The 22,902-nt window shown below is 66.6% G+C and carries 22 protein-coding genes; 8 read left to right on the forward strand and 14 right to left on the reverse strand.

Annotated elements, in window-relative coordinates:
- From Q0982_RS08925 to Q0982_RS08940, 4 genes are all read left to right on the forward strand, one after another.
- A partial coding sequence (locus tag Q0982_RS08925; RefSeq protein WP_299394358.1) for a 2OG-Fe(II) oxygenase family protein occupies positions 1-331 on the forward strand: 331 nt, incomplete at its 5' end.
- Positions 332-333: 2 nt separating this feature from the next.
- Positions 334-981, forward strand: a complete 648-nt coding sequence (locus Q0982_RS08930; RefSeq protein ID WP_299394360.1) for a cysteine hydrolase family protein — start codon at positions 334-336, stop codon at positions 979-981.
- Positions 978-1,712 carry a gamma-glutamyl-gamma-aminobutyrate hydrolase family protein gene (locus tag Q0982_RS08935; protein ID WP_299394362.1) on the forward strand — a complete coding sequence of 245 codons (735 nt, stop codon included), beginning with the start codon at positions 978-980 and terminating at the stop codon, positions 1,710-1,712. The genes Q0982_RS08930 and Q0982_RS08935 overlap by 4 nt, the downstream gene beginning before the upstream one ends.
- A 128-nt stretch (positions 1,713-1,840) precedes the next feature.
- Positions 1,841-3,394: a S41 family peptidase gene (locus Q0982_RS08940; RefSeq protein WP_299394363.1), complete on the forward strand. Its 1,554-nt coding sequence runs from the start codon at positions 1,841-1,843 to the stop codon at positions 3,392-3,394.
- A 3-nt stretch (positions 3,395-3,397) separates the two neighbouring features.
- On the opposite strand, the gene Q0982_RS08945 is transcribed toward Q0982_RS08940, so the two are convergent.
- Together Q0982_RS08945 and Q0982_RS08950 are read right to left on the reverse strand one after the other, a co-directional pair.
- The gene (locus Q0982_RS08945) at positions 3,398-4,384 is read right to left on the reverse strand and encodes an HAD family phosphatase (RefSeq protein ID WP_299394366.1); all 987 of its coding nucleotides are present in this window, start codon (positions 4,382-4,384) and stop codon (positions 3,398-3,400) included.
- Between the two features lie 31 nt (positions 4,385-4,415).
- Entirely contained in the window at positions 4,416-5,987 is a 1,572-nt protein-coding gene (locus Q0982_RS08950; protein WP_322096983.1) for an arylsulfatase, read from the reverse strand.
- A 184-nt stretch (positions 5,988-6,171) separates the two neighbouring features.
- Here Q0982_RS08950 and Q0982_RS08955 point away from each other — a divergent pair, with 184 nt between their 5' ends.
- Positions 6,172-8,412: a tetratricopeptide repeat protein gene (locus tag Q0982_RS08955; RefSeq protein WP_299394370.1), complete on the forward strand. Its 2,241-nt coding sequence runs from the start codon at positions 6,172-6,174 to the stop codon at positions 8,410-8,412.
- 18 nt (positions 8,413-8,430) lie between these two features.
- Here the strand turns inward: Q0982_RS08955 and Q0982_RS08960 are convergent, their stop codons facing one another.
- Positions 8,431-9,459 (reverse strand): fumarylacetoacetate hydrolase family protein, encoded by a 1,029-nt coding sequence (locus tag Q0982_RS08960; RefSeq protein ID WP_299394372.1) that lies wholly within the window; start codon positions 9,457-9,459, stop codon positions 8,431-8,433.
- Between the two features lie 30 nt (positions 9,460-9,489).
- The gene (gene hmgA / locus Q0982_RS08965; protein WP_299394373.1) at positions 9,490-10,788 is read right to left on the reverse strand and encodes a homogentisate 1,2-dioxygenase; all 1,299 of its coding nucleotides are present in this window, start codon (positions 10,786-10,788) and stop codon (positions 9,490-9,492) included.
- Between the two features lie 185 nt (positions 10,789-10,973).
- On the opposite strand from hmgA, the gene Q0982_RS08970 reads away from it, so the two are divergent.
- On the forward strand, positions 10,974-11,531 hold the full coding sequence (locus Q0982_RS08970) for a MarR family winged helix-turn-helix transcriptional regulator (protein ID WP_299394376.1): 558 nt from the start codon (positions 10,974-10,976) through the stop codon (positions 11,529-11,531).
- 4 nt (positions 11,532-11,535) lie between these two features.
- Here the strand turns inward: Q0982_RS08970 and Q0982_RS08975 are convergent, their stop codons facing one another.
- From Q0982_RS08975 to Q0982_RS09010, 8 genes are all read right to left on the reverse strand, one after another.
- Positions 11,536-12,222, reverse strand: a complete 687-nt coding sequence (locus Q0982_RS08975; protein ID WP_299394378.1) for an ABC transporter ATP-binding protein — start codon at positions 12,220-12,222, stop codon at positions 11,536-11,538.
- The gene (locus Q0982_RS08980) at positions 12,222-12,968 is read right to left on the reverse strand and encodes an ABC transporter ATP-binding protein (RefSeq protein ID WP_299394380.1); all 747 of its coding nucleotides are present in this window, start codon (positions 12,966-12,968) and stop codon (positions 12,222-12,224) included. Before Q0982_RS08980 ends, Q0982_RS08975 begins: the two co-directional genes overlap by 1 nt.
- Complete coding sequence (locus tag Q0982_RS08985) at positions 12,961-13,950, reverse strand: branched-chain amino acid ABC transporter permease (protein WP_299394382.1); 990 nt, start codon at positions 13,948-13,950, stop codon at positions 12,961-12,963. The genes Q0982_RS08980 and Q0982_RS08985 overlap by 8 nt, the downstream gene beginning before the upstream one ends.
- Before the next feature lie 10 nt (positions 13,951-13,960).
- A complete protein-coding gene (locus tag Q0982_RS08990; RefSeq protein ID WP_299394385.1) occupies positions 13,961-14,881 on the reverse strand; it encodes a branched-chain amino acid ABC transporter permease in 921 nt (306 codons plus the stop codon).
- Between the two features lie 84 nt (positions 14,882-14,965).
- Positions 14,966-16,126, reverse strand: a complete 1,161-nt coding sequence (locus Q0982_RS08995; protein WP_322096984.1) for an ABC transporter substrate-binding protein — start codon at positions 16,124-16,126, stop codon at positions 14,966-14,968.
- Between the two features lie 226 nt (positions 16,127-16,352).
- Positions 16,353-17,318: a D-glycerate dehydrogenase gene (locus Q0982_RS09000; protein ID WP_299394389.1), complete on the reverse strand. Its 966-nt coding sequence runs from the start codon at positions 17,316-17,318 to the stop codon at positions 16,353-16,355.
- A gap of 46 nt (positions 17,319-17,364) precedes the next feature.
- Positions 17,365-18,663 (reverse strand): FAD-binding oxidoreductase, encoded by a 1,299-nt coding sequence (locus tag Q0982_RS09005; protein WP_299394390.1) that lies wholly within the window; start codon positions 18,661-18,663, stop codon positions 17,365-17,367.
- Positions 18,664-18,730: 67 nt separating this feature from the next.
- The gene (locus Q0982_RS09010; RefSeq protein WP_299394393.1) at positions 18,731-19,330 is read right to left on the reverse strand and encodes a LysE family translocator; all 600 of its coding nucleotides are present in this window, start codon (positions 19,328-19,330) and stop codon (positions 18,731-18,733) included.
- A gap of 110 nt (positions 19,331-19,440) precedes the next feature.
- Here Q0982_RS09010 and Q0982_RS09015 point away from each other — a divergent pair, with 110 nt between their 5' ends.
- Positions 19,441-20,313 carry a LysR substrate-binding domain-containing protein gene (locus Q0982_RS09015; RefSeq protein ID WP_299394395.1) on the forward strand — a complete coding sequence of 291 codons (873 nt, stop codon included), beginning with the start codon at positions 19,441-19,443 and terminating at the stop codon, positions 20,311-20,313.
- 117 nt (positions 20,314-20,430) lie between these two features.
- A complete protein-coding gene (locus Q0982_RS09020) occupies positions 20,431-21,270 on the forward strand; it encodes a nitroreductase family protein (protein WP_299394398.1) in 840 nt (279 codons plus the stop codon).
- 23 nt (positions 21,271-21,293) lie between these two features.
- Here Q0982_RS09020 and Q0982_RS09025 read toward each other — a convergent pair whose 3' ends face one another.
- Positions 21,294-21,974, reverse strand: a complete 681-nt coding sequence (locus Q0982_RS09025; protein WP_299394399.1) for a fumarate hydratase C-terminal domain-containing protein — start codon at positions 21,972-21,974, stop codon at positions 21,294-21,296.
- Complete coding sequence (locus Q0982_RS09030; protein ID WP_299394402.1) at positions 21,935-22,900, reverse strand: fumarate hydratase; 966 nt, start codon at positions 22,898-22,900, stop codon at positions 21,935-21,937. The genes Q0982_RS09025 and Q0982_RS09030 overlap by 40 nt, the downstream gene beginning before the upstream one ends.
- Between the last annotated feature and the right edge of the window lie 2 nt (positions 22,901-22,902).

Here is a 22,902-nt window from a genome sequence, read left to right on the forward strand (position 1 = left end):
CGGCCTGCAGGTGAAGAATGCCGCCGGCACCTGGATCGACGCGCCGCCCATTCCGGGCGCCTTCGTCATCAACATCGGCGACATGATGGCGCGCTGGACAAACGACCTCTTCGCCTCCACCCAGCACCGGGTGGTGAACCTCTCGGGGACAGAGCGCTACTCCCTGCCCTTCTTCTACGATCCGAACTTCCGTGCGAAGGTTGAGGCCCTGCCGAGCTGCGTGAGCGCGGAGCGGCCGGCCAAGTTTCCGCCCACCACCTCCGGCCAGCACCTGCTGGACATGATCAACGCCACCTTCGACTACCACCGCGAGAAGGCGGAAACGGCGTAACCATGACCGAAGGCGCTCCCGGCTACGATTTCAGCCTCTCGGCCGGCGGTTCGGCTCTGCTGGTGGTGGATCTGCAACGCGGGTTCTGCGACAGGGCTCTGGCCGAAGACCTGGGCTTTCCCGCGAGCGATCATTACTGGCAGCGCCTGGACAGCACGGTGCTGCCCAACGCAGCCAAGCTGGTCGAAAGCGCACGGTCTGCCGGTATCGAGGTGATCTATACAGTGATCGAGGCGCTCACCAAGGACGGCCGCGACCGCAGCCTGGACCACAAGCGCAGCGACTTCCTGATCCCGCGTGGTTCGCCCGGGGGGCAGGTCATGCCGGCCCTGGCACCCAAGGGTGACGAGATCGTCCTCCCCAAGACGGCTTCGGGCATCTTCAACGCCACCAACATCCATTACCTGCTGCGCAACCTGGAGATCGAGCGCCTGGCGGTCTTCGGCGTCTTCACCAACCAGTGCGTGGAATCAGCCGTGCGCGACGCCGCCGACCGCGGCTATCTGGTCACCATGGTGGCCGACGCCTGCGCCACCGAGAGCGCGGAACAGGAGGCGGCCAGCCTGGCTGTCATGAAAGGCTATGCCCGCATCGCCGAGACAGCGGAACTGCTGGCGGAGATGCAGGCCCGTGGGGCTTCGGCGGCATGAGACGCCCCCTCGTCGGCGTCACCGCCGACTACCGCACCTACGACAACGCGCCCTACCATGTGGTCGGCGACAAGTACCTGCGGGCAGTTTGGGAGGCGGCGGACTGCACGCCGCTGGTGATCCCGGCCATGGCCGAGAGCCAGGAGGCGGCGGCGATGCTGGAGGCCCTCGACGGCCTGCTGTTCACCGGCAGTCCCTCCAACGTCCACCCGACGCTCTACGGCCACACCCCCAGCGAGCGCTACGAGCCCTACGACCAGGCGCGCGACGCCATGACCTTTCGGATGATCGAGGCGGCGCTGGAGAAGGGCCTGCCGACGCTCTTCATCTGCCGCGGGTTCCAGGAGCTGAACGCGGCCCTGGGCGGTACACTCCACCCTCGGGTTCACGAGGTCGAGGGCCGCATGGACCACCGCATGCCCAAGCACGACGATCCGGATGTACGCTATGGCCCGCGCCACGCCATGACCTTCACCGCCGGCGGCCGCTTTGCCGAGATCGCCGGAGCCACCGAGATCGAGGTGAACTCCCTGCACGGCCAGGGCGTCGACCGGCCCGCCGCGGGCCTCACGATCGAAGGCCACGCCCCCGACGGCACGCCGGAAGCGGTCACCGTCAGCGGCGCCAAGGCCTTCGCCCTCGGCGTCCAGTGGCACCCGGAGTACAAGCCCCTGGAAAACGCATTCTCCACCCGCCTCTTCCGCGCCTTCTCGCAGGCGGTTTACGGGTAGATCATCTCGCCGCATCCGACCCTCGCCGCTCGCCGCGGCTCGCGAGGGTGCAAAAGCCCCTTGAAACCATAACGAGAATTTGCGAGCAGTAAAGAAACTGGACTGTTTGGGCTTGGTCGGAGGCTCCTGTGGCGCAATTCAGATCTGTTCTCGTTCTCTGCTTCTTGGGACTTCTATCCCTGACCGGCTGCGCTTCCAGCGGATCCGGCGGCTGGATGGAGATGTCCCCGGAGCGTGTCGAGATACTCGCAACCTCCGTGCTGGAGCAGGTTGACGACTTCTACATCGAGGAACCTGATCTTTTCGAGCTGACTGTCGACGGTCTACGCCAAGTCGCCGAAAACCATCCGCCGACGCAAGTGAAGGTCGAGACAGGCGCAGTTATCGTTCTCGTTGGCGACGCCGAGGTTCATCGCATCGATCGAGGCGTGCAACTGGACCCACGTTTGCTTGGACAACAGACCGCTCTTGCGCTGACGCGGCTGCGCGATACCTTTCCAGAGGAAGGTGCGCCCGACCTTACGGAACTATCTGACAGCTTCGCGCACGGCATTGCCGACAGTCTAAGTCTCGGGGGTAAGTACTGGCCTCACCGACAACGTGTGGCGATCAGGGAAAAGCTTCCGTTGGGTCCCGGAACGGTCAATGCCTCTTTCAAACCCAGCGTCGATGGCTGGCAGGTCTCTTCTATACTGAGCATCGGCTTGCTCGAGTCCGAATTGATTTCCCGCGGCGACACAGTCCTGGCTGTGGATGGGGTTCCGGTGCAGGATGCAGATTCCGCCGAGTTTCTTGCGCGCCTGTTGGGACCTGTTGATAGCCCCGTTACGCTTACGATGCTGACCGAGGATGAAACCACAGCGGTCCCGGTAACACTGCGCCGTGAGCTATCAGGTAGCAACACAGTGGGCGCCCATCATCAAGGCAAGACGCTTCGCATTCTCGTCGCCTCGCTCGGTCGTGCAACAGTCAAGGATCTTCATGCGATCCTCAACGAGAACCTCGGTGACGACACCAAGGATTATCTCGGGATCATCATCGATCTTCGCAGCAATCCCGTCGGCCTTTTACCTACGAGCATCGAGTTTGCCGACAGCTTCATGGCCGAGGGGAAAATCCTCTCGACATCAGGCCGACATCCTGACAGTCACCAGCATTTCTCTGCGGCACGAGATCAGAAGGCAAATGGATTGCGGCTGGTCATTTTGACGGATGAGCAAACAGCATCAGGCGCGGAGATTGTCGCTGCAGCACTTCAAGGCAGCAGACGCGCCGTCGTTGTTGGAAGCACCACCTTTGGCTCGGGCACTATTCGAAACGTCGTGCCCTTGCCCAACGCCGCCGCAATCTCCTTGACCTGGGCAGAGGCGATAGTGCCCAGCGATTACCGGCTGGATAAGCGCGGCGTCATGCCGACCGTCTGCTCCGGCGGCGATGCCACGACCGGAGAGATCCTCACCGCATTACGCTCGGAGCGCGGCATCATCGACTGGGCCACGCGGACCCGCGACATAGACCCCAAAGACGCTGAAGCTGTCGAAGCCTTCCGCGCGCTCTGCCCGCCGCGCGGCGACGGCGCCGACATCAGCCTGGAGGTGGCAACCGCGATCCTTGAGGAGCCGGGGCTCTATGAGCAGATCCTGGCTTTGGATGAACGCAGCGCTCAGACCGCCGCTCATTAGGCCTCAGTCCGCTTCCGCTGGGTGAATGACGCGCCAGTCGGACTTCATGTCGACGACGGTCCAGCCCCTTTCCTCGGCAGCGTCCAGCGCCGTATCCAGGCGGCCGATGGTGCTGTCGCGGTCGTAGGCCCACTCGCGCTCGGCATCGTTGTGGCGGACGATCAGGCCGAAGCGTAGACCCTCGCCGGCAGTCGTGTATTGCAGCATCTGCAGATCGCCGTCGGAGTTGCCGAAAGCGGCGATGGGCCTTCGCCCGATGTGGAGGTTGATGCCCACCGGCTTGCCGGCCTTGTCGTCGATAAAGTTGACCTCGGGCAGCTTGCGGATCACCCCTCCTTCAGCCGTCTCCACAAACTCGGCGACGAGGCTGGAGCCGATGACCTGCTCCGGCGGAATGCCATAGACCTCCTCAGCGAACACCCGGATGAAGTCGATGCCGCCGCCGGACACGATGAATGTCTTGAAGCCCTCCGCCCTCAAGTAAGTCAGTAGCTCCAGCATCGGCTGGTAGACCATGGCCGTGTAGGGCCGCCCGGTCGTCGGGTGGCGGGCTTCGGCCAGCCAGTCACGGACCGATGCCTGGAGCTGATCGACCGTCATGCCGGCATGGCTGGCCATGACGACCTGCATCACGCCCTGCTGGCCGTTGCGCAGAACCTCCGCGACATCGCCGACCATCGCGGCCCGCAGGACCCGGCTTTCGGCCCAGCCGGGGTTACGCGGCGCAAGGGCTTTTACGTAGTTGAACGCGTAGATGAGCTGGAAGTACATCGGCTGTTCCGCCCACAGCGTGCCGTCGTTGTCAAAGACGGCGATGCGCTTGGGCGGCGGTACGTAGTGCGCGCCGCCGGCTTCCGTCACCTGTTCAACGAAAGACAGGATGGCCGCCTTCGACGGGCCGTCGTTCCAGGACGGCAAAGGGTCCGCCACTGCGGGCCCAGACAGCAGAACCACGGCAAGAACGAGAACAAACAGGCGAAGACGGGTCATGACCCCCTCCGGATCTGAAGACCAGACGCTGCTACCGCGACCCCATGTTCTGCTGCATCCGCTCCAGGACCTGGTCGATGCTGAAGCTGGCAGCCTCCTGTCGCGGCGGAAACTCCTCGAAGGTGCCGAGGAAGTTGGCCACGTAGGCCTGCGCCGGCACGATGAGGTACACGCGGTCGATGAGCCAGTCGTAGTAGGTGTTCGAGGTCAACTGCGCGCGCTCATAGGGATCACGCCGCAAGTTGAAGATCAGGGGAACGCGCAGCGGCACGAAGGGCTCGGCCCAGGCCTGCAGTGTGGCCTCGACGCGCTGCTCCATGAAAATCAGCTTCCAGTCCTGGTAACGAAGCGCTGTCAGGTCGCCGTCGTCGGAGAAGTAGAAGACTTCGTCGCGCGGCGCATCGTCGCTCTCGCCGGTCAGATAGGGCAGGAAGTTGTAGCCGTCGAGATGGACCTTGTACTCCCGCCCGATGGCTTCCACGCCCCCTTCGAGAAGCCGCTCCTTGATGTCCGAGACACCGGCGGCCGCCAGCAGCGTCGGCAGCCAGTCCATGTGGTGCATGATGTTGGTCGACACCCGCCCCGCCTCGATCTGGCCGGGCCAGCGCACGATCGCCGGTACGCGCCAGCCGCCCTCCCAGTTGGTGTTCTTCTCACCGCGGAAGGGCGTCATGGCGGCATCGGGCCAGGTGTTCATATGCGGCCCATTGTCGGTGGAATAGAAGACGATGGTGTTGTCGGAGATTCCCAGTTCCTCCAGCTTGTCCAGCAACTGGCCGACATGACGGTCGTGCTCCACCATGCCGTCAGCATACTCGTCCTGGCCGGAGATGCCGCGCAGCTCTTCCTTCACGTGGGTGCGGAAGTGCATGCGGGTGCCGTTCCACCAAAGGAAGAAGGGGGTTTCCGCTTCCGCCTGACGCTCCATGAAATCGAGGGCGCCGGCAATGGTCTCGTCGTCGACGGTCTCCATACGCTTGCGGGTCAGCGGGCCGGTATCCTCGATGGCGCCGTCCGCCGCGGACTTGATCACCCCCCGCGGCCCGAAGCGCTCCTTGAACCGGGGGTCCTTGGGATAGTCTTCGTGCTCCGGTTCTTCCTCGGCATTCAGGTGATAGAGATTGCCGAAGAACTCGTCGAAACCGTGGTTTGTGGGCAGGTGCCTGTTCTGGTCGCCCAGGTGGTTCTTGCCGAACTGGCCAGTGGCATAGCCCTGCGCTTTCAGAAGGCCGGCAATGGTGGGGTCCTCCGTCCGCATGCCCAGCTCCGCGCCGGGCAGGCCGACCTTCGACAGACCGGTGCGGAAGACACTCTGGCCGGTGATGAAGGACGAGCGCCCGGCGGTGCAGGACTGTTCGCCGTAGTAGTCGGTGAACATCATCCCCTCGGCGGCGATGCGGTCGATGTTCGGCGTGCGGTAGCCCACGACGCCGAAGCCATAGGCGCTGACGTTGGTTATCCCGATGTCATCGCCCCAGATGACGAGGATGTTCGGCCTCTCGCTTTGCGCCTGAACGGGAGACGGGAGCCCTGCAAGGAAGAGGACCACGACAACGGCGGCGGTGATGACGGCAGTTCGACTGCGCGGGAACGGCATCCTCATCTCAGAACTCCCCCTCTCCGATTGCACCCTATCCAAGCCTAGGACAACAGACCGATTACCGCTACTCTTGGCTGAAAGATTCTCTACCTCAAGGTGTGATCCTTTTGTGACGCAGACATTAGGAAAAGCTGCAGCAAGACGCGGGTGCAGACTCCTTCGCGCCGGCCTTCTGTTCTCCTTCTTGGTGTGGCTGCTTCTTCCGCCACTGTCCTACGCCGCCGCAGAGGCGCCCAGCGATCCGACGGGTTCAGGCTACCTCGGCACCGCCATCTGCGCAGACTGTCATACGGACGAACATGCGGCCTGGCTCGGCTCCCATCATGACTGGGCGCTGAAGGAAGCGGCCGACGACACCGTCCTCGCCGACTTCAGTGGCAACCGTTTCGACCAGCAGGGAGAAACCTGGCGCTTCGAGCGCAGCGGCGATGCCTTTGTCGCCCGGTCTCGGAATCCGGACGGCACCTGGCAAGAACACAAAATCCTCTATGCCGTCGGCGTGGCGCCGCTGCAGCAATACCTGGTGATGCTCGACGGCGGACGGCTTCAGGCGCTCACCGTCGCCTGGGACGTAGAGGCAAAGCAGTGGTTCCATCTCTATCCCGGCCCCGAGATCGCCGAAGAGGACGGTCTGCACTGGAGCCGCACCTTCAACAACTGGAACAGCCGCTGTGCCGACTGTCACTCCACGGGCTTTACGAAGGGGCTCGATCCGCGCAGCGGCGCTTTCGACAGCCGCTGGCATGAAGCCAATGTCGGCTGCGAGTCCTGCCATGGCCCCGGCGCGGCCCATGTCGCCTGGGCGCGCGACCCGGACGGCCCCGCGCAGCAAGGCACCAAAGGCCTGACCGTAAGCCTGAGCCCCTCTCAGCGGGAGCGCAGTCCGGGCACGGAGATCGAAGTCTGCGCCGCCTGTCACGCAAGGCGGCAGTCTCTGGGCGCCGAGAGCCGGCCCGCCGGTGCGCCCTTTCTCGACCACTTCGTCCCCGCCCTGCTCCGCGAGGGCCTCTATCACGCCGACGGTCAGATCCTCGACGAGGTCTATGTCTACGGCTCTTTCCTGCAAAGCCGCATGCACGCTGAGGGCGTCACCTGCAGCGACTGCCACGACCCCCACAGCGCGCAACTGAAGGCCGAAGGGAACGCGCTCTGCACCCAGTGCCACAGTCCGGCCGGCAACAGCGCCTTTCCGAGCCTGACGACGAAGACTTATGACTCGCCGGAGCATCACTTCCACGAAGCGGGGACCGCCGGTGCCACCTGTGTGAGTTGCCACATGCCGGCCCGCACCTACATGATCGTCGACCCGCGGCGCGACCACAGCTTCCGGGTGCCGCGGCCGGACCTCTCCGTCGAGATCGGTACGCCCAACGCCTGCACGCTCTGCCACGCTGAGCGTGACCCTGCCTGGGCGGCGCAGCAGGTAGCGGCCTGGTACCCGGATGGCCGCGGTGGCCGGGCCCACTTTGGGGAGATCATCGCAGCGGGACGCCGCGGAGAGGCGAAAGCGGAGTCAGCGCTTGTAGTGCTTGCGCAAGACGAGGGCCAGCCCGGCATCCTGCGGGCCACTGCACTCGACCTGCTGCGGCGCTACGGTCCGGCGGCCGCGGACGCCGCCGCAACCCTGCTGAAAGATCCGGACCCGCTGGTGCGGCGCAGTGCCGTGCTGCTGCAGGAGGTCGCCGAAGGCCCCCAGCGGGTGGCACGCGTGGCCCCGCTGCTGGAGGACCCGCTGAAGGCCGTGCGCATTGCCGCAGCGCGCCTGATGGTCGACGTCACGCCCCTCGCCTTTCCCGCCGAGGCCGTCCTGCCCTTCGACCGGGCGGCGGCCGAGTACCGTACGAGCCTGCTGGCGTCGGCCGATCTGCCGGAGACCCAGATGAACATCGCCAGCCTGGCGCTGCGGACCGGCAATCCGCGGGCGGCGGAGGCGGCGCTGAATCGGGCGCTCGATCTGAACGGCCACTTCGAGGACGCCTGGCTGCGGCTTGGCAGCCTGCAGCAGGGGCGCGGTCGCAGCGCCGAGGCCGCTGCGAGCTTCCGCGCCGGTCTCGCAAGGCTCCCCAACGCCGGTAGCCTGCGGCGCGCGCTCGGTCTGCTGGAGATCGAGCGCGGGGACCTGAGCGCCGGCATAGAGGAACTGGAGACCGCAGCCCGGCTGCTGCCCGGCGACGCGCGGCTGCACTACAACCTCGCCCTCGCTCTGGCCCGCGCGGAGCGGCCCGAGGCCGCCGAGGCGCGCATGCGCGACTCCCTGGCCCTGGCGCCGTCGGATCCCGAGATCCTCTACGGCCTGGGCTTCCTTCTGATGGAGCAGCAACGCTTCGACGAGGCAAGAGACCTAGCCCGCCAACTCCTGCGTCTGCATCCGCAGCGACCCGAGGGAGCGGACCTGATGGCCGAAGCGGAGCGCCGCAGCCGGCGCTGAGCCGCCGACGGCCCGGTGTTAGCCCGCCTGCTCCACCCGCTGGTCGATGGCGCCGAAGATCGATCGGCCGTCGGCATCCGACATCTCGATCCGCACGCTGTCGCCGTCCTGCAGGAAGGGGGTCTTGGGTTCGCCGCCCAGGATCGTTTCCACCATGCGCACCTCGGCGATGCAGGAATAGCCGCGCCCGCCCGCGCCGACCGGTTTGCCGGGGCCGCCCGAGGCGTCGCGGTTGGAGACGGTGCCGGAGCCGATGATGCTGCCGGCGGCCAGCGGGCGGGAGCGCGCGGCATGGGCGATGAGCTGGCCGAAGTCGAAGGTCATGTCCTCCCCCGCCTCGGCCTTGCCGAAAGGCTCGCCGTTCACGTGGACGAGAAGCGGCAGGCTGAGCTTCGCGCCATCCCAGGCAGGGCCCAGTTCATCCGGGGTCACAGCGACCGGCGAAAAGGCCGAGGACGGCTTGGCCTGAAAGAAGCCGAAGCCCTTGGCCAGTTCGCCGGGGATCAGGCCGCGTAGGCTGACGTCGTTCACCAGCATGACCAGACGGATGGCTTGCGCCGCTTGTGCCGGAGCCGTGCCCGGGCCGACGTCGTCGACGATCACCGCCACCTCGCCCTCCAGATCGAGACCCCAGGCCGGGTCGACGAAGGGGATCGGGTCGCAAGGCCCGAGGAAAGAGTCGGAGCCGCCCTGGTACATCAGCGGGTCGGTCCAGAAGCTTTCCGGCATCTCCGCGCCGCGCGCCTTGCGCACCAGCTCCACGTGGTTCACGTAGGCCGAGCCGTCGGCCCATTGATAGGCCCGCGGCAGCGGCGAATGGCATTTCGCGGGCTCGAAGGGAAAGCTGTCGCCGCCGTCGCCCCCCGCTTCCACGATCTCCTCCAGAGCCGCAGCCTCGGCTTCCAGGCCCGGGGCCGTCGCGGCCCAGTCGTCGAGGGCGGCTTGTAGCGTCGTCACAGTCTGCGCCTCCACTGCCCTGGAAAGGTCGCGCGAAACGATCAGCAGGCGGCCGTCGCGGCGGCCGTCTTTCAGCGTTGCGAGTTTCATGGGTCCCCTCTTCTTGGCCGAGACCGGCCGTTATGGCGTGCCGTCGAACTGCTTTTCCAGGCCGTCCCAGCAGGTCACGTAATCCTTATCCAAGGTCTCCAGATTAGCCGCAAAGTCAGTCACTTGCTGTGGAAATCTGGTTTCGAACATGAAGGCCAGGGTGCCGCTTTGCTTGACCGGGCCCAGGTCCTCCGTGCTCGCCTTGGCAAAGGCGTTGCGGTCGGGACCGTGGGGCAGCATGGCGTTGTGCAGGCTCATGCCGCCGGGCTGGAAGCCGTCCGGCTTGGCGTCGTAGACGCCGTAGATCAGGCCCATGAACTCCGACATCACGTTCATGTGGTACCAGGGCGGGCGGAAGGTGCCTTCCGCCACCATCCAGCGGTCCGGAAAGATGACGAAGTCCACGTTGGCGGTGCCCGGCGTCGCCGAGGCCGAGGTCAGCACCGTGAAGATCGACGGATCCGGATGGTCCACCAGGACCGAGCCGACCGGAGAAAAGGTCCGGAGATCATACTTGTAGGGGGTGTAGTTGCCATGCCAGGCGACCACGTCGAGCGGCGACTGGGCGATGCTGCAGGCCTGGAAGGCACCGCCCCACTTCACCGTCAGGCGCGCCTCTTCCGTCGTGTCCTCGTAGGCCGCGACCGGCACCTGGAAGTCGCGCGGGTTGGCGAGGCCGTTGGCGCCGATGGGCCCGAGGCCGGGCAGCGCAAGGCACGCGCCGTAGTTCTCGCAGACGTAACCTCTTGCCGGTCCCGCAAGCAGTTCGACGCGGACCTTCATGCCGCGCGGCAGTACGCAGATCTCGCCCGGCGTCACCTCCAGCACGCCCAGTTCGGTGGCAAAGCGCAGGCCGCCCTGCTGCGGCACCACCAGCATCTCGCCGTCGGCGTTGTAGAAATACTCCCGCTCCATCGAGCGGTTGGCGAAGTAGAGATGGGCGGCCATGCCGTCCTGCACGCGGGCATCGCCGGCGGCGGTCACGGTCCGCATGCCGGTCACGAAGGTCAGAGCCTCCTCCGGGATCGGCGGCGGCCCCCAGCGCAGCGGACCCAAGGCCAGCCCCGCCGCCGCCGGCCGCGGTGCCGTCTCCCAGAGCGGCAGATCCACGCTCTGGAAGGGACCTTGGTGGCTGACCGAGGGCCGGATGCGGTAGAGCCAGGTGCGCGCGTTGCTGGCCCGTGGTGCGGTGAAGGCGGTGCCGCTCAGTTGCTCGGCATAGAGGCCGTAGGGACAGCGCTGGGGCGAGTTCTGCCCCACCGGCAGGGCACCGGGCAGCGCCTCGCTCTGAAACTCGTTGCCGAAGCCTGAGAGATAGCTCAGCGCCATGGGCTCACTCCTTCATCCTTATTCCCAAGCGGCAACCGCGGGCCGCCCTTCCTGCAGACCTGTGCCGGACCGCTTGCACAGACCCGGGCCTTTGTGATAGTTGCAGATGTAACTATCAAGCTGCAGGGAAACAACTCCCAATTGGCAGCGACACCGAACGGGGACCACAACAGGGATTGCGTGCAATGACCCTGAAGACCGATCCATCGCAGGCCCAGGCGCCGGACGCCCTGGAATTGGAGGCCTTCCTGCCCTACCGGCTGAACCGGGCGGCGGCCATCGCCAGCCGCCAGTTCTCGGCGATCTACCGCAACGAGTTCGGTCTGACGGTGCCGGAGTGGCGGACCCTGGCCACCCTCGGCCAGTTCGGCGTCGCCACGGCCACCGAGATCGGCGCGCACTCGGCCATGCACAAGACCAAGGTCAGCCGGGCGGTGGCCGCCCTGCAGCGCCGCCGCTGGCTGCGACGCCACACCGACGAACGGGACCGGCGCATCGAACACCTCGCCCTCTCCTCCGCCGGGATCGCCGCCTACCGCAGGCTGGCACCGAAGGTCCTGCGCTTTGAGGCGGAGTTGATGGAGGGCCTGTCGGCGGAGGACCGCGCGGCCCTGGTCAAGGGCATGGCCGTCCTGGAACGGGCGCTCGGCATCCACAAGAAATCCTCCCTGCTGTCCCGGCGCGAGACGGCGGAGGGCAAGGGAGCAACCGCCCTGCAATCACGACGCACCCACGCTGCGTGAGTCTTCACAGGCCGAGATAGCGGTCCTGAAGGTCGGCATCGGCTGCCAGGTCGTCCGGGTTGCCGCGCCAGACGCTGCGGCCCTTCTCCAGGATCACGCAGGCGTCCGAAAGCGGCAGCAGGTCTTTCAGGTTCTTGTCGACGATGAGGATCGCCTGGCCGCGGGCTTTCACCGCGGCGATGGCGGCCCAGATCTCATGCCGGATGACCGGCGCCAGGCCCTCGGTCGCCTCGTCGAGGATCAGCAGGCGCGGATTGGTCATGAGGGCGCGGCCGATGGCCAGCATCTGCTGCTCGCCGCCGGAAAGGGTGCGCGCCATCTGCTCGGCGCGCTCCTCAAGCCGCGGGAACAGCCTGGCGACGGCGGCCCGGTCCCAACCCTCGCCCCGCGCGGTGGCCAACAGGTTCTCGCGCACCGTCAGGTTCGGGAAGCAGCGCCGCCCCTCCGGTACCAGGCCGATGCCCCGCCGGGCGATGCGGTAGGCCGGCAGGCCGCCGATGTCCTCGCCGAGGAAGCGCAGGGTTCCGGCGCGCGCCGGCATCAGGCCGCAGAGGGTGCGGATGGTCGTGGTCTTGCCCATGCCGTTGCGCCCGAGCAAGGCCACCATCTGCCCTTCACCGACGGCCACATTGACGCCGAAGAGCGCCTGGGAGGAGCCGTAGGCGGCTTCGATGCCTCTGACCTCCAGCATCAGGAATCCCCCAGATAGGCTTCGCGCACCGCGGCGGAGCGGCGGATGTCCTCCACCGGGCCGGAGGCGATGACCTTGCCGTAGACCAGGACCGAAATGCGGTCGGCCAGAGCGAAGACCGCATCCATGTCGTGCTCCACCAGCAGGATCGCCGCCTCGTTCTTCAGCGGCTGCAGAAATTCGGTGAGTTGGCGCGTGCCTTCCGGGCCGAGGCCGGCCATGGGTTCGTCCAGCAGCAGCACCTTTGGCCGCAAGGCGAGCGCCAGGGCAATCTCCAGGAGGCGGCGTTCGCCATGGGAGAGAGTCGAGACCTGCACCGTGGCGCGTTCCGCCAGGCCGACGCGCTCCAGGATCGCCACGGCCTCTGCGCGCAGGCGCGTGTCCTTGCGCAGGGGCGACCAGAAGCGAAAGGCGCCGTGGTCACGCCCCTGCAGCGCCAGGAGGACATTGCCGAGCGCGCTGAACTCCCCGGCCAGAGACGAAACCTGGAAGCTGCGCCCCAGGCCGCGGTTCGCCCGGGCTGCGACGGAGAGGTGGGAAACGTCCTCTCCCAAGAGGTGCACAGCCCCGGCGTCCGGTTTCAGCCAGCCGGCGACCTGGGCGATCAGGGTCGACTTGCCGGCGCCGTTCGGGCCGATGAGGGCGTGGATCTCCCCGGGCAGGAGCGTGAGATCGACGCCGTCGCAGGCCTTCACGGCGCCGAAGGCCTTGCTCAGGCCCTGAAGTTCCAGCAGCGGCTCAGTCATGGCGCGCCCTCCCCGCCAGCAGCCCCATCACCCCGCCGCGCGCGAAGAGCACGACGCCGAGCAGCACCGCGCCGAGCAAAAGCTGCCAGCGGTCGGTGAAGCCACCGATAAAGCTTTCCAGCAGAATGAAGAGCGCAGCTCCGGCCAGCGGGCCGAACAGGCGCCCGACGCCGCCCAGGATGACGAAAATCATGATCTCGCCCGAGCGGTGCCAGGACAGCATGGAAGGGCCGACGAAGCCGTTCAAGTCGGCGAAGAGCGCGCCGGCGATCCCGGTGATCACGGCGGAGATCACGAAGGCGGTGAGCTTTATCGGATAGGGTGCGATGCCGGAGGTGGCGAGACGCACCTCGTTCATGCGCGCGCACTGCAGCGCCATGCCGAAGGGCGCAGCCACGATGCGCGCGGAGAGAAACAGCGCCAGCAGCAGCAGACCGTAGCAGAGGAAGAAGAACACCAGCGGGTCGCTGCTGTCGGCGAGCGGCAGCTGGTTGCGCAGGTAGATCGCAAGCCCGTCCTCGCCGCCGTAGGCGGGGATGGAAATGGCGAGGTAGTAGATCATCTGGGCAAAGGCCAGGGTGATCATGATGAAGTAGACGCCGGAAGTGCGCAGCGAAATGGCGCCGATGGCCAGCGCCGCCAGTGCGGTCACCAGGGCCGCCACCAGCCAGACGACCAGAAGCTGATCGCTGCCGCCGATGGTGACCGGCCAGGAGAGGAAGGCCGAGCCCTCGAAGGCATGGAATGCCGCGATGCCGGCCACATAGCCGCCGAGGCCGAAGAAAGCGGCATGGCCGAAGCTCACCATGCCGCCGTAACCAAGCGCGAGATTGAGGCCGACGCCGGCCAGGGCCAGGATCGCCACCCGGCTGGCCAGGGAGACGTAGAAGGGCTCGTCCAGCAGCGTTGCGACCAGGGGCGCTGCCAGCAGCAGCCCGGCCAGCACGGCGTTCACCAGGGTTTCGCGGGAGCGTTCGATCATCGCCGGCGGCTCACGCGTTCACCGGGAAGAGGCCCTTCGGCCGCCAGGCGAGGATCGCCGCCATCAGAAGATAGATGGCGACCGAGGCCAGGGCGGAGCCGGCGGCGGTGGCTTCGGCAACCGGCAACACCAGCGCGAAGGCCTGCGGCAGGAAGATCCGGCCCAGGGTGTCGGTCAGGCCCACCAGGATGGAGGCGACGAGCGCCCCTTTCACCGAGCCGATGCCGCCGATGACGATGACCACAAAGGCCAGGATCAGCACTGGTTCACCCATGCCGACCTGTACCGACTGCAGCGCCCCCACCATGCCGCCGGCAAGCCCGGCCAGCGCAGCACCGAGGGCGAAGACGGCGGTGTAGAGCTTGCGGATATCGACGCCGAGGGCGCCGATCATCTCGCGGTCCGATTCCCCGGCGCGGATGCGCATGCCGAGCCGTGTCCGCGTGATCAGCAGGTAAAGCCCGTAGGCGGTCAGCAGGCCGACGACGATGATCGCCAGGCGGTAGACCGGATAGCCTCCGCCGCCGGGCAGAGGCAGGAAGCCGGAGAGCAGCGGCGGAATGTCGAGATAGAGTGGCTGATCACCGAAGACCCAGCGCGTGACCTCGGAGAAGATCAAGATCAGCGCGAAGGTGGCCAGGACCTGGTCCAGGTGGTCGCGGTCATAGAGCCGCCGGATGACGGCGAATTCGATCAGGGCGCCGGCCGCGGCCGCGGCCAGGAAACCGCCGCCGAGGCCGATCCAGAACGAGCCGCTGGCCTCTGCAATCCACGAGCAGAAGAAGGCACCCAGCATGAAGAGCGAACCGTGGGCAAGGTTGATCAAGCCCATGACACCAAAGACGAGCGTCAGGCCGGCGGCCATCAGAAACAGCATCACGCCGAACTGGAGGCCGTTCAGAAGCTGCTCGATCAGGAAGGCAAAGAACACGCTGCGCCCGGCGGCTGGTGGAAGACCCTGAAAACAAACGGGGGCCGCCGGACGGCAGCCCCCGTAACCTGCGTCGCCGCGGCGTTACATCTTGCAGTCCGCGACATAGGCGTTGGCATGCCCGGCAAGGCCGACGCCGACGATCCTGTTGGTCAGCACATCGCCCTCCTTCACCACTTCGCGCACGTAGATGTCCTGCACGGGATGATTGTTGTCGGCAAACGCGAAGGCGCCGCGCACGGACTCGAAGTCCGCTTCCTTCAGGGCCGCGCGGAAGGCTGCCTTGTCCTCCAGGCCGCCGGCCTTGTCCCGGGCCGCCAGAATCAGGTTGGCAGCATCGTAGCCCTGGCTGGCGTAGAGCGACGGGAGGCGCCCGTACTCCGCCTGAAAGGCTTCGACGAAGGCCTTGTTGGCGGGGTTGTCGATATCCTTCGACCACTGGGAGGTGTTCTTGACGCCGAGCGCCGCATCGCCCACGGCCTTCAGGATACCCTGGTCAAAGGAAAAAGCGGGGCCGAAGACCGGTGTTTCGAGGCCGGACTGGGCATACTGCTTCATGAAGGCGATGCCCATGCCGCCGGGCAGAAAGAAGAAGATCGAGTCCGGATCGGCGGCGCGGATCTGGGCGATCTCTGCCGCATAGTCGGTCTGGCCGAGCTTGGTGTAGATCTCGCCTGCCAGCTCCCCGGTGTAGTAGCGCTTGAAGCCGGTGAGCGCGTCCTGACCCGCTGGATAGTTGGGTGCCAGGATGAAAGGCTTCTTGAATCCGTTGGCCTGAACGTAGCCGCCCATGGCCTCGTGCAGGTTGTCGTTCTGCCAGGCGACGTTGAAGTAGTTCTCGTGGCAGCCCTTGCCCGCCAGTGCCGAAGGCCCTGCATTGGGGCTGATGTAGAAGATACCCTGGCGCACGCTGGCCGGCACCACCGCCATGGCCAGGTTCGACCAGATGATGCCCGTCAGGATATCCACCTTGTCGCGCTGAATGAACTTGTCGGCGATCTGCTTGGCGAGATCCGGCTTGCGGGCATCGTCCTCGACCATCACCTCGACATCTTTGGCGCCGGATTGCTTCACCGCCAGCAGGAAGCCGTCGCGCACGTCGATCCCCAGGCTGGAGCCGCCCCCCGAGAGCGTCGTGATCATGCCGATCTTCATGGGCTCGGCCTGGGCCGTTCCGAGGCCCGCCAGCAGCCCCGCTGCACCCAGAGCCATTCCCCGCGCCATTCCCCCCAATGCCTTGTTCATGCTCTTCCCTCCTGTTCTCCCTTTGCGGCCTTCGCGCGAAGGCCCTGCTTTCCTAGCTGCCGAAGGCACCGCCAGCGTCCGGCCGGCGCCTGAAAAGGCACGACCTGGGTCGGAACGGTCCTGGAGGATCCCCCTCCCCCTCAGCTTACGGGGCCTTGCGGCCGCCTTGCTTGCTGAAGGGTATAGCGTTTTCGGCGGGCTTCCGCCATAGAGCGCTGGATACCGGTCAGGCCACCCGGTCGGCCGGCTCGCGCCCGGCGAAGAAGGCGTCCAGGTTGTCCAGCGCGCGGAAGCCCATCGCGTCGCGGGTGTCCCGGGTCGCCGAGCCGATGTGCGGCAGCATGAAGAGGGTGTCGAGTGCCGCAAAGGCCGGATTGCCGCCGGGCTCCTGGCGGAAGACATCCAGGCCCGCAGCCGCCAAGTGGCCGGACTGAAGGGCCTCGATCAGGGCCGCCTCGTCCACCAGGGCACCGCGGGCGGTGTTGACCAGGATCGCCCCCGCCGGCAGCTTCGCCAGACGCTCCCGGTTCATCAGGTCGGTGGTTTCCGGCGTCGCCGGGCAGTGCAGTGACAGGAACTCGGAGACCGCCAGCAGATCGTCCAGGTTGTCATGGAAGGTCGCGCCCTCCTCCAGTTCCGGGGGAAGGCGTTTGCGGTTGTAGTAGTGCACCTCCATATCGAAGCCGCGGCCGCGCCGCGCCATGACCCGTCCGACCCGGCCCATGCCGACGATGCCCAACCGCTTTCCCGTCACCTGCTGGCCCACCATGAAGGCGGGGCTCCAGGAGGTCCAGGCCCCGGCCCGAACCATGCGGTCGCCCTCCGAAGCGCGCCGCGCCGCGCCCAGCAGCAGCAGGAAGGCGATCTCCGCCGTGGCGTCGGAGAGCACGTCCGGCGTGTTGGTGACGACGATGCCCTGCGCCTTCAAGGCCGCAAGATCGCAGTGATCGACACCGACCGAGTGGTTGGCGATGATCTTCACCCGGTCCGAAAGCCGGGCGGCCACGTCAGCCGAAAAGACTTCCGAGTGGCAGGGCAGAATTGCGTCGACCTCTGCGCTTTTGGCGATCAACTCCTCCGCGGAGAAGACCTCGTCTTCGGGATTAGGGATGACGTCGTAGTCGCGCTGGGCTCTCGCTTCGGTCGCAGCGGACAGCTTGCGGGTGATCCACAGACGGGGTTTGTCACTCATGGGGCAGCTCTGCTCGTGGAGGTGTGGTTGCGGAGGATTGCGGCGGCTAACGCTCGCCGACCGCATGGGTTAGCGAAGCGCCGAACTCATAGTAGGCCTGCTTTACGCCGGCAAGCCTCTCGCTATGAGCGTCGACTGGGTCGCAGGGAAGCGCGCGCTCGTCACCGTCGACCAGATAGGCCGCCACGGCCTTGCCGAAGGTGGTCCCGGGCGAGATCCCACGGCCGCTGTAGCCGAAGACGGAAACGCTGCGCTCCCCGAGGCGAAGAATCTTGGGCAGATGGTCGCCCGTCATGGCGATGCGCCCGCACCAGGCATGCTCCAGGTCGATACCCGCGAGATCGGGAAACAGGGCCGCCAGCTTGCGCGCGGCCCAGCCACGGTGCCAGCGCGCACCCGCTCCCTCCAGCGACCCCACGGCACCGATCAGCAGCCGTCCGGCGGCATCCAGCCGAAAGGACGACATGACCGGCGCCGTATCCCAGCAGCCCTGGCGCTCCGGCAGAACGCTGCGCCGCAGGTTGTCGGTCAGGGGCCGGGTTGCGATCTGGAAGTAGTGGACCGGCACGTAGGCCGGCGGCGTCAGGCCCGCCATGGGCCGCCCGTAGGCATTCACCGCGATCAGCAGCGCCCCGGCCGAGACGCTGCCGCCGGGCGTTGCAACCCGCCAGCCATCCCCTGCGCGGGCGATGCTCAGAACCGGCGTCTGTTCATGCAGCACGGCCCCGGCATCGCGGGCGGCGCGCGCAAGGCCCCGGCAATAGGCGAGCGGCTGAATGGTGCCGGCCCTGCGGTCCAGGAGCGCACCGCGATAGATGCGCGTGCCGGTCCGCGCGGCCGTCTCTTCCGCATCCAGCAGTTCGACCGGCGCGCCCCGCGCCAGTTGTTGACGCAGGCGGTCCTTCAGGTCATCGAGACCGCCCTGGCTGTGGGCGCAGTGCAGGGTGCCGCTGCGCATCGCCTCGCAGTCGATGCCGAGGCGGTCGATCAGGGAGAAGACCAGATCCGGCCCGGCGGCCAGTGCAGCGTTCAGGCGGCCGCCGACCGCTTGCCCCAAGGCCTGCTCCACCTCTTCGGGTGGCAGCCAGAGGCCGGCATTCACCAGCCCGACATTGCGCCCGGATCCGCCGAAGCCGATGCTTTGCGCTTCCAGGAGACGCACCCCTACGCCGGCTTCCGCCAGATGCAGCGCGGCGGAGCAGCCGGTGAAGCCGCCGCCGACGATCACGGCGTCGGCACAGACATCCCCTTCCAGCGGCGCGGCGGCAAGCGTCTCCCCGGCAGTGGTTGACCAGAGGTTCGTGCCTGGATCGGCCTCACCCATGGATTGGCTGGAAACGCGCAAGCGGTGTCATGCGCGCGATTTCAGCCGAAGAATGAAGACAAGACAAGGCTGCGCAGACGGTGCGCGGCTAGGCGATCCAGATCGGCAGAACGGAGGCAACCAGCAGCAGGCCGAGGACAATGTTAACCGCGCGCCACTGCCAGTCCTTGCTAAGCGCGCGCGCCAGCAACGAACCGCCGGCGCACCAGAGGCACAGCGATCCGACTGCGGCAGCACCGAAGGTGCCCGCCATCACCACGGCCAGTTCCAGGGGTTGGGCCGAGAGCGAGGCGAAGGAGGCCGCGGCGCCGAAAACCATGGCCCAGGCCTTGGGGTTGACCAGCAGGAGCGCGGCCCCGGAGGCAAACCCCAGCGGCCGGGCCGCATCAGCCGCCTGATCGTCCGGCGTGCCGGCAGAGCCGATGCGCCAGGCCAGCCAGAACAGGTAGGCCGTGCCGGCCAGCTTCAGCCCCAGTCCCAGCCCCGGAAACCCCTGCAGCAGGGCGCCGAGGCCGGAGGCGGCGGAGGCCGCCAGAACGGCAAGCCCGGCGGCGATCCCGAGCACCAGCGGCAGACTGCGCTGAAACCCAAAACGCACGCCTGAGGCCGTGGCCAAGGTGGTGGCACCGCCGGGCGTGATGGTGGCAACCACTGCAAAGAGCAGCAGGGATGGAAAGACCTCCGACATGGCAGCCCCTCGTCCACGGTTTCGAAGAGGCTTCACATTAGGGTTCGTTCAAGATATTATGAAAGGCAATTCTATTAATATTTAAAATTAGCAATCATGATGATTGAACCATGAACAGAAACCTCGACATCGGCCTGCTTCGGGCCTTCGCCGCGGTCGCAGGCACCCGAAGCATGACCACAGCCGCGGACCGCCTGGGCCTTACCCAGGGGGCCGTGAGCCAGCAGGTGAAGCGCCTGGAAGAGATGCTGGACTGCGTGCTCTTCGATCGCGCGCGGCGCGGTCTCAAGCTTACGGCCCGCGGCGACCAGATGCTCGGCCACGCCAAGCGCCTGCTGGCCATGAACGATGAAATCCTGCAGGAGATGACCGGTCCGGCCATCGATGGAAAGGTGCGCCTGGGCATTCCTTTCGACCTTGTGTCGACCTATCTGCCGCTGGTCTTCGAGGGCTTTGCCGAGGCCAACCCGCGGATCGAGGTATCGCTCAACTGCGCCACTTCCAAGGCGCTTCTCGCAAGCCTGCGCGACGGCAGCGTCGATGTGGCACTGGTCGAGGAGCCGCTTGGCGAGTCCAAGGGCGAGTGCCTCTCCGTCGAACGTCTGCTGTGGATCGGCAGCAAGAACGGCACGGCCCACCGTAAGCGCCCCCTGCCACTGTCCATCGTCAGCGAGACCTGCGCTTTCCGCGACCCCATCGTCGAGGCCTTGGAAGCGCGGGCGATTCCCTGGCGCCCGGTCTTCGAGTACGGCACCCTCGAAGCGACCATGACCACCGTGCGCTCGGACTTGGCGGTGACGGCCTTTCTCGGGTCGTTCATTCCGGGGGACATGGAGGTCCTGAGGCGGGACAGCGGTCTGCCGGAGCTGCCGAATTTCACGATCAACCTCTACGAAAGCAACATCGAAACCAACCCGGCGGCCCGCCAGGTTGCCGACTACCTGCGTGAGAGCATGATCGGGCAGAACCGCCGCAGCGCCTGACGATGGGTTGAACCAAAACCCGGGGCGACCGGGGCGGCGAATATGGGTGGACAGGGCCCAATCCCGGCGGCACCTTCTGGCGCCAGCCGCAGCGACAACCGGAAGAGGAAATCCCAAATGGACCGCTCGCAGGGGCTCGAAGCCCTGCAGTCCGCCTTGGCTGCGCGCTTCAGCGACGCAGGTTCGCTGCGGACCGATGAACAACTGACGGCGCTCGACAGCCTGGCGACAATGGCCGGCCGCGGCTCCGTCCGCCGTTTCAAGCCGGAGCCCGTGGACCCCGCCCTGCTGCGCCTGCTCGCCGCCGTCGCCCTCTCGGCACCGACCAAGAGCGACCTGCAGCAGCGCGACATCGTCGTCGTGACGGACAAGGACCTGCGGGCCCAACTCGGCCGCCTGATCGCCGATCAGACCTGGACCGCCGGCGTGCCCAGCCTTCTGGTCTTTTGCGGCAACAACCGCCGCCAGCGCCAGATCCACGACTGGCGCGGCCATGCCTTCGCCAACGACCACCTGGATGCCTTCTTCAACGCCGCGGTGGATGGCGGCATCGCGCTCGCCACCTTCGTCGTGGCCGCCGAAGCCCTGGGCCTCGGGACCTGCCCGATCTCGGCACTGCGCAACGATGCCGAGCAGGTCAGCAACCTTCTCGGCCTGCCGGATCACGTCTTTCCGGTGGCGGGGCTGGCCGTCGGCTGGCCGGCCGAAGCGGCCCCGATCAGCCCGCGCCTGCCGCTTTCCGTCACGCTGCACGAGAACCGCTTCAATGAGGATGGGGTTCGCGAAGCCATCGCCACCTATGATCCCTTGCGACACTATGCTGCGCAGCGCTTCGTCGAGGATTTCGGCGAAGACACCGACTACGGCTGGTCGGAGGACAAAACACGCCAGTACGCAAAGGCCGAGCGCGCCGGCTTCGGCGCCTTCGTCCGCGCCAAAGGGTTCCGCCTGGATTAGCGGCTTCAAGCTGGATTAGCCGCCTACATCACCTCGTCTTCGCGGTCGTCGGTTTCGCCGTAGCGATGCAGCGCCGGCGGCTTCAGACCCTTGTAGAGCCTGCCGATCCCTTTGTTGACGATGTCACCCTGCTGAGCGAAGAGCGAATTGCCGGTAAGATCGCTGTCGACGATGAAGGGCCCGAAGCCCTCCACCTCGAACAGCCAGAGCGCCTGGGCGATGCCCAACTCCTCCAGCCAATGCACCGAGCGTACGGCCTTGACCCCCCGGCCCAGCAGGGCGCCGGTGCCGTAGCCCACAGTGGTCAGATAGACCGCACCGCGCGGCGCCAAGACCTGCTTGTAGTCGTCGCGCGGCATGCCGCCCTTGCCGATCACGATCTTTGTGCCCGTCAGGTCGAGCCAGTCACCGAGATACTTGGAGAAACGGAAGCTGGCCGTCGCGGTCACGCCACCGATGACGTAGCTGCCGTCGGGCTGTGGCGCCGCGGCTGGCGAGCAGTGGAAGTTCACGTTGCTGGCCTCGGTCAGGCCGTCGGGCAGTGCACCCCCCTCAACCAGCACCCGGTTGTAGACGCCTTCGCGGGCCGTATAGACAAGGCCACTGAGATAGACGACGGAACCCAGTTCCAGCGCCGCGATGTCTTCCGGTTTCGCCGGCAGGCTCAGGCGGACCTGTTTAAGCTTCGATCCTGGCTTGGCCATTCCACGGTCTCCCGGCGCATGTAAGGGGTGAACCACTGGGGGTCGCTGCGGTAGGTAACGGACCCGTCCGCGGCGAGGCGTGCCGTGGCACGGCGCGACGACAGACAGAAGGTGTGCACGGAAACCGGCATGCCGCCGGTGTGGGTGTAGCCGACCTCGATGTGGCAATCGACCACCATGGAGGAGCCGACGAAACCCATGGCGCCCATGCCGATGGAATTGCCCAGCACCTTCAGGTCCAGTTCCAGGGCGGCGATCTTCGGGTCGGGGTTGCGGTCGCCGACGACACGCAGGCAGGCCGCCTGCTTGCCGAGCACCATGCAGGTGTCCTTGGAGCCGCCGATGCCGACGCCGACGATGGCCGGCTGACAGGCCAGCCCCCGCTTGCCGAAGGCGATCAGGGTATCCAGCAGGAAGCGTTTGATGCCGTCGATACCGTCGCCCGGAAAGAGCATGCGGTAGTCGGAGCCGAAGAGCCCGCCCTTGTGCACGGTGGTGATGTCGATCCAGTCCGCCTCCGGCTCGAAGCTCCACTCGATCTCCGGCGCGTTGATGCCGACGTTGTTGTTGTGCTCGCTGCGCCAAAGCGGGTGCACGCGGTTGGGCCTCAGCGGCACGTCCTGCGTGGCCCGGGCCGTCGCGCTGCGCAGCGCCCGCTCGATCCCGGTGAAGCCGCCGGCAAAGGCCGCACGGTCGCCGACCTTGACGTAGTAGCGCGGCAGGCCGGTGTCGGCGCACATGGGCCGCCGGTCCTCGCTGGCCGCTTCCCAGTTCTCCACCATGGACTGCAGAACAAAGGCCGAGAGATCGCCGTTTTCCACGTCGATCATGCCCTTTATGCCGGCCAGATAGTCTTCCGGAATATCGATGGCGGCCTTGCGCATGACTTCGTAGCCGGCCGCTTCGATCGCCGCATTCTCGATCATGT

The organism is Pelagibius sp. (genome assembly GCF_028281305.1).
Lineage (GTDB): Bacteria > Pseudomonadota > Alphaproteobacteria > Kiloniellales > Kiloniellaceae > Pelagibius.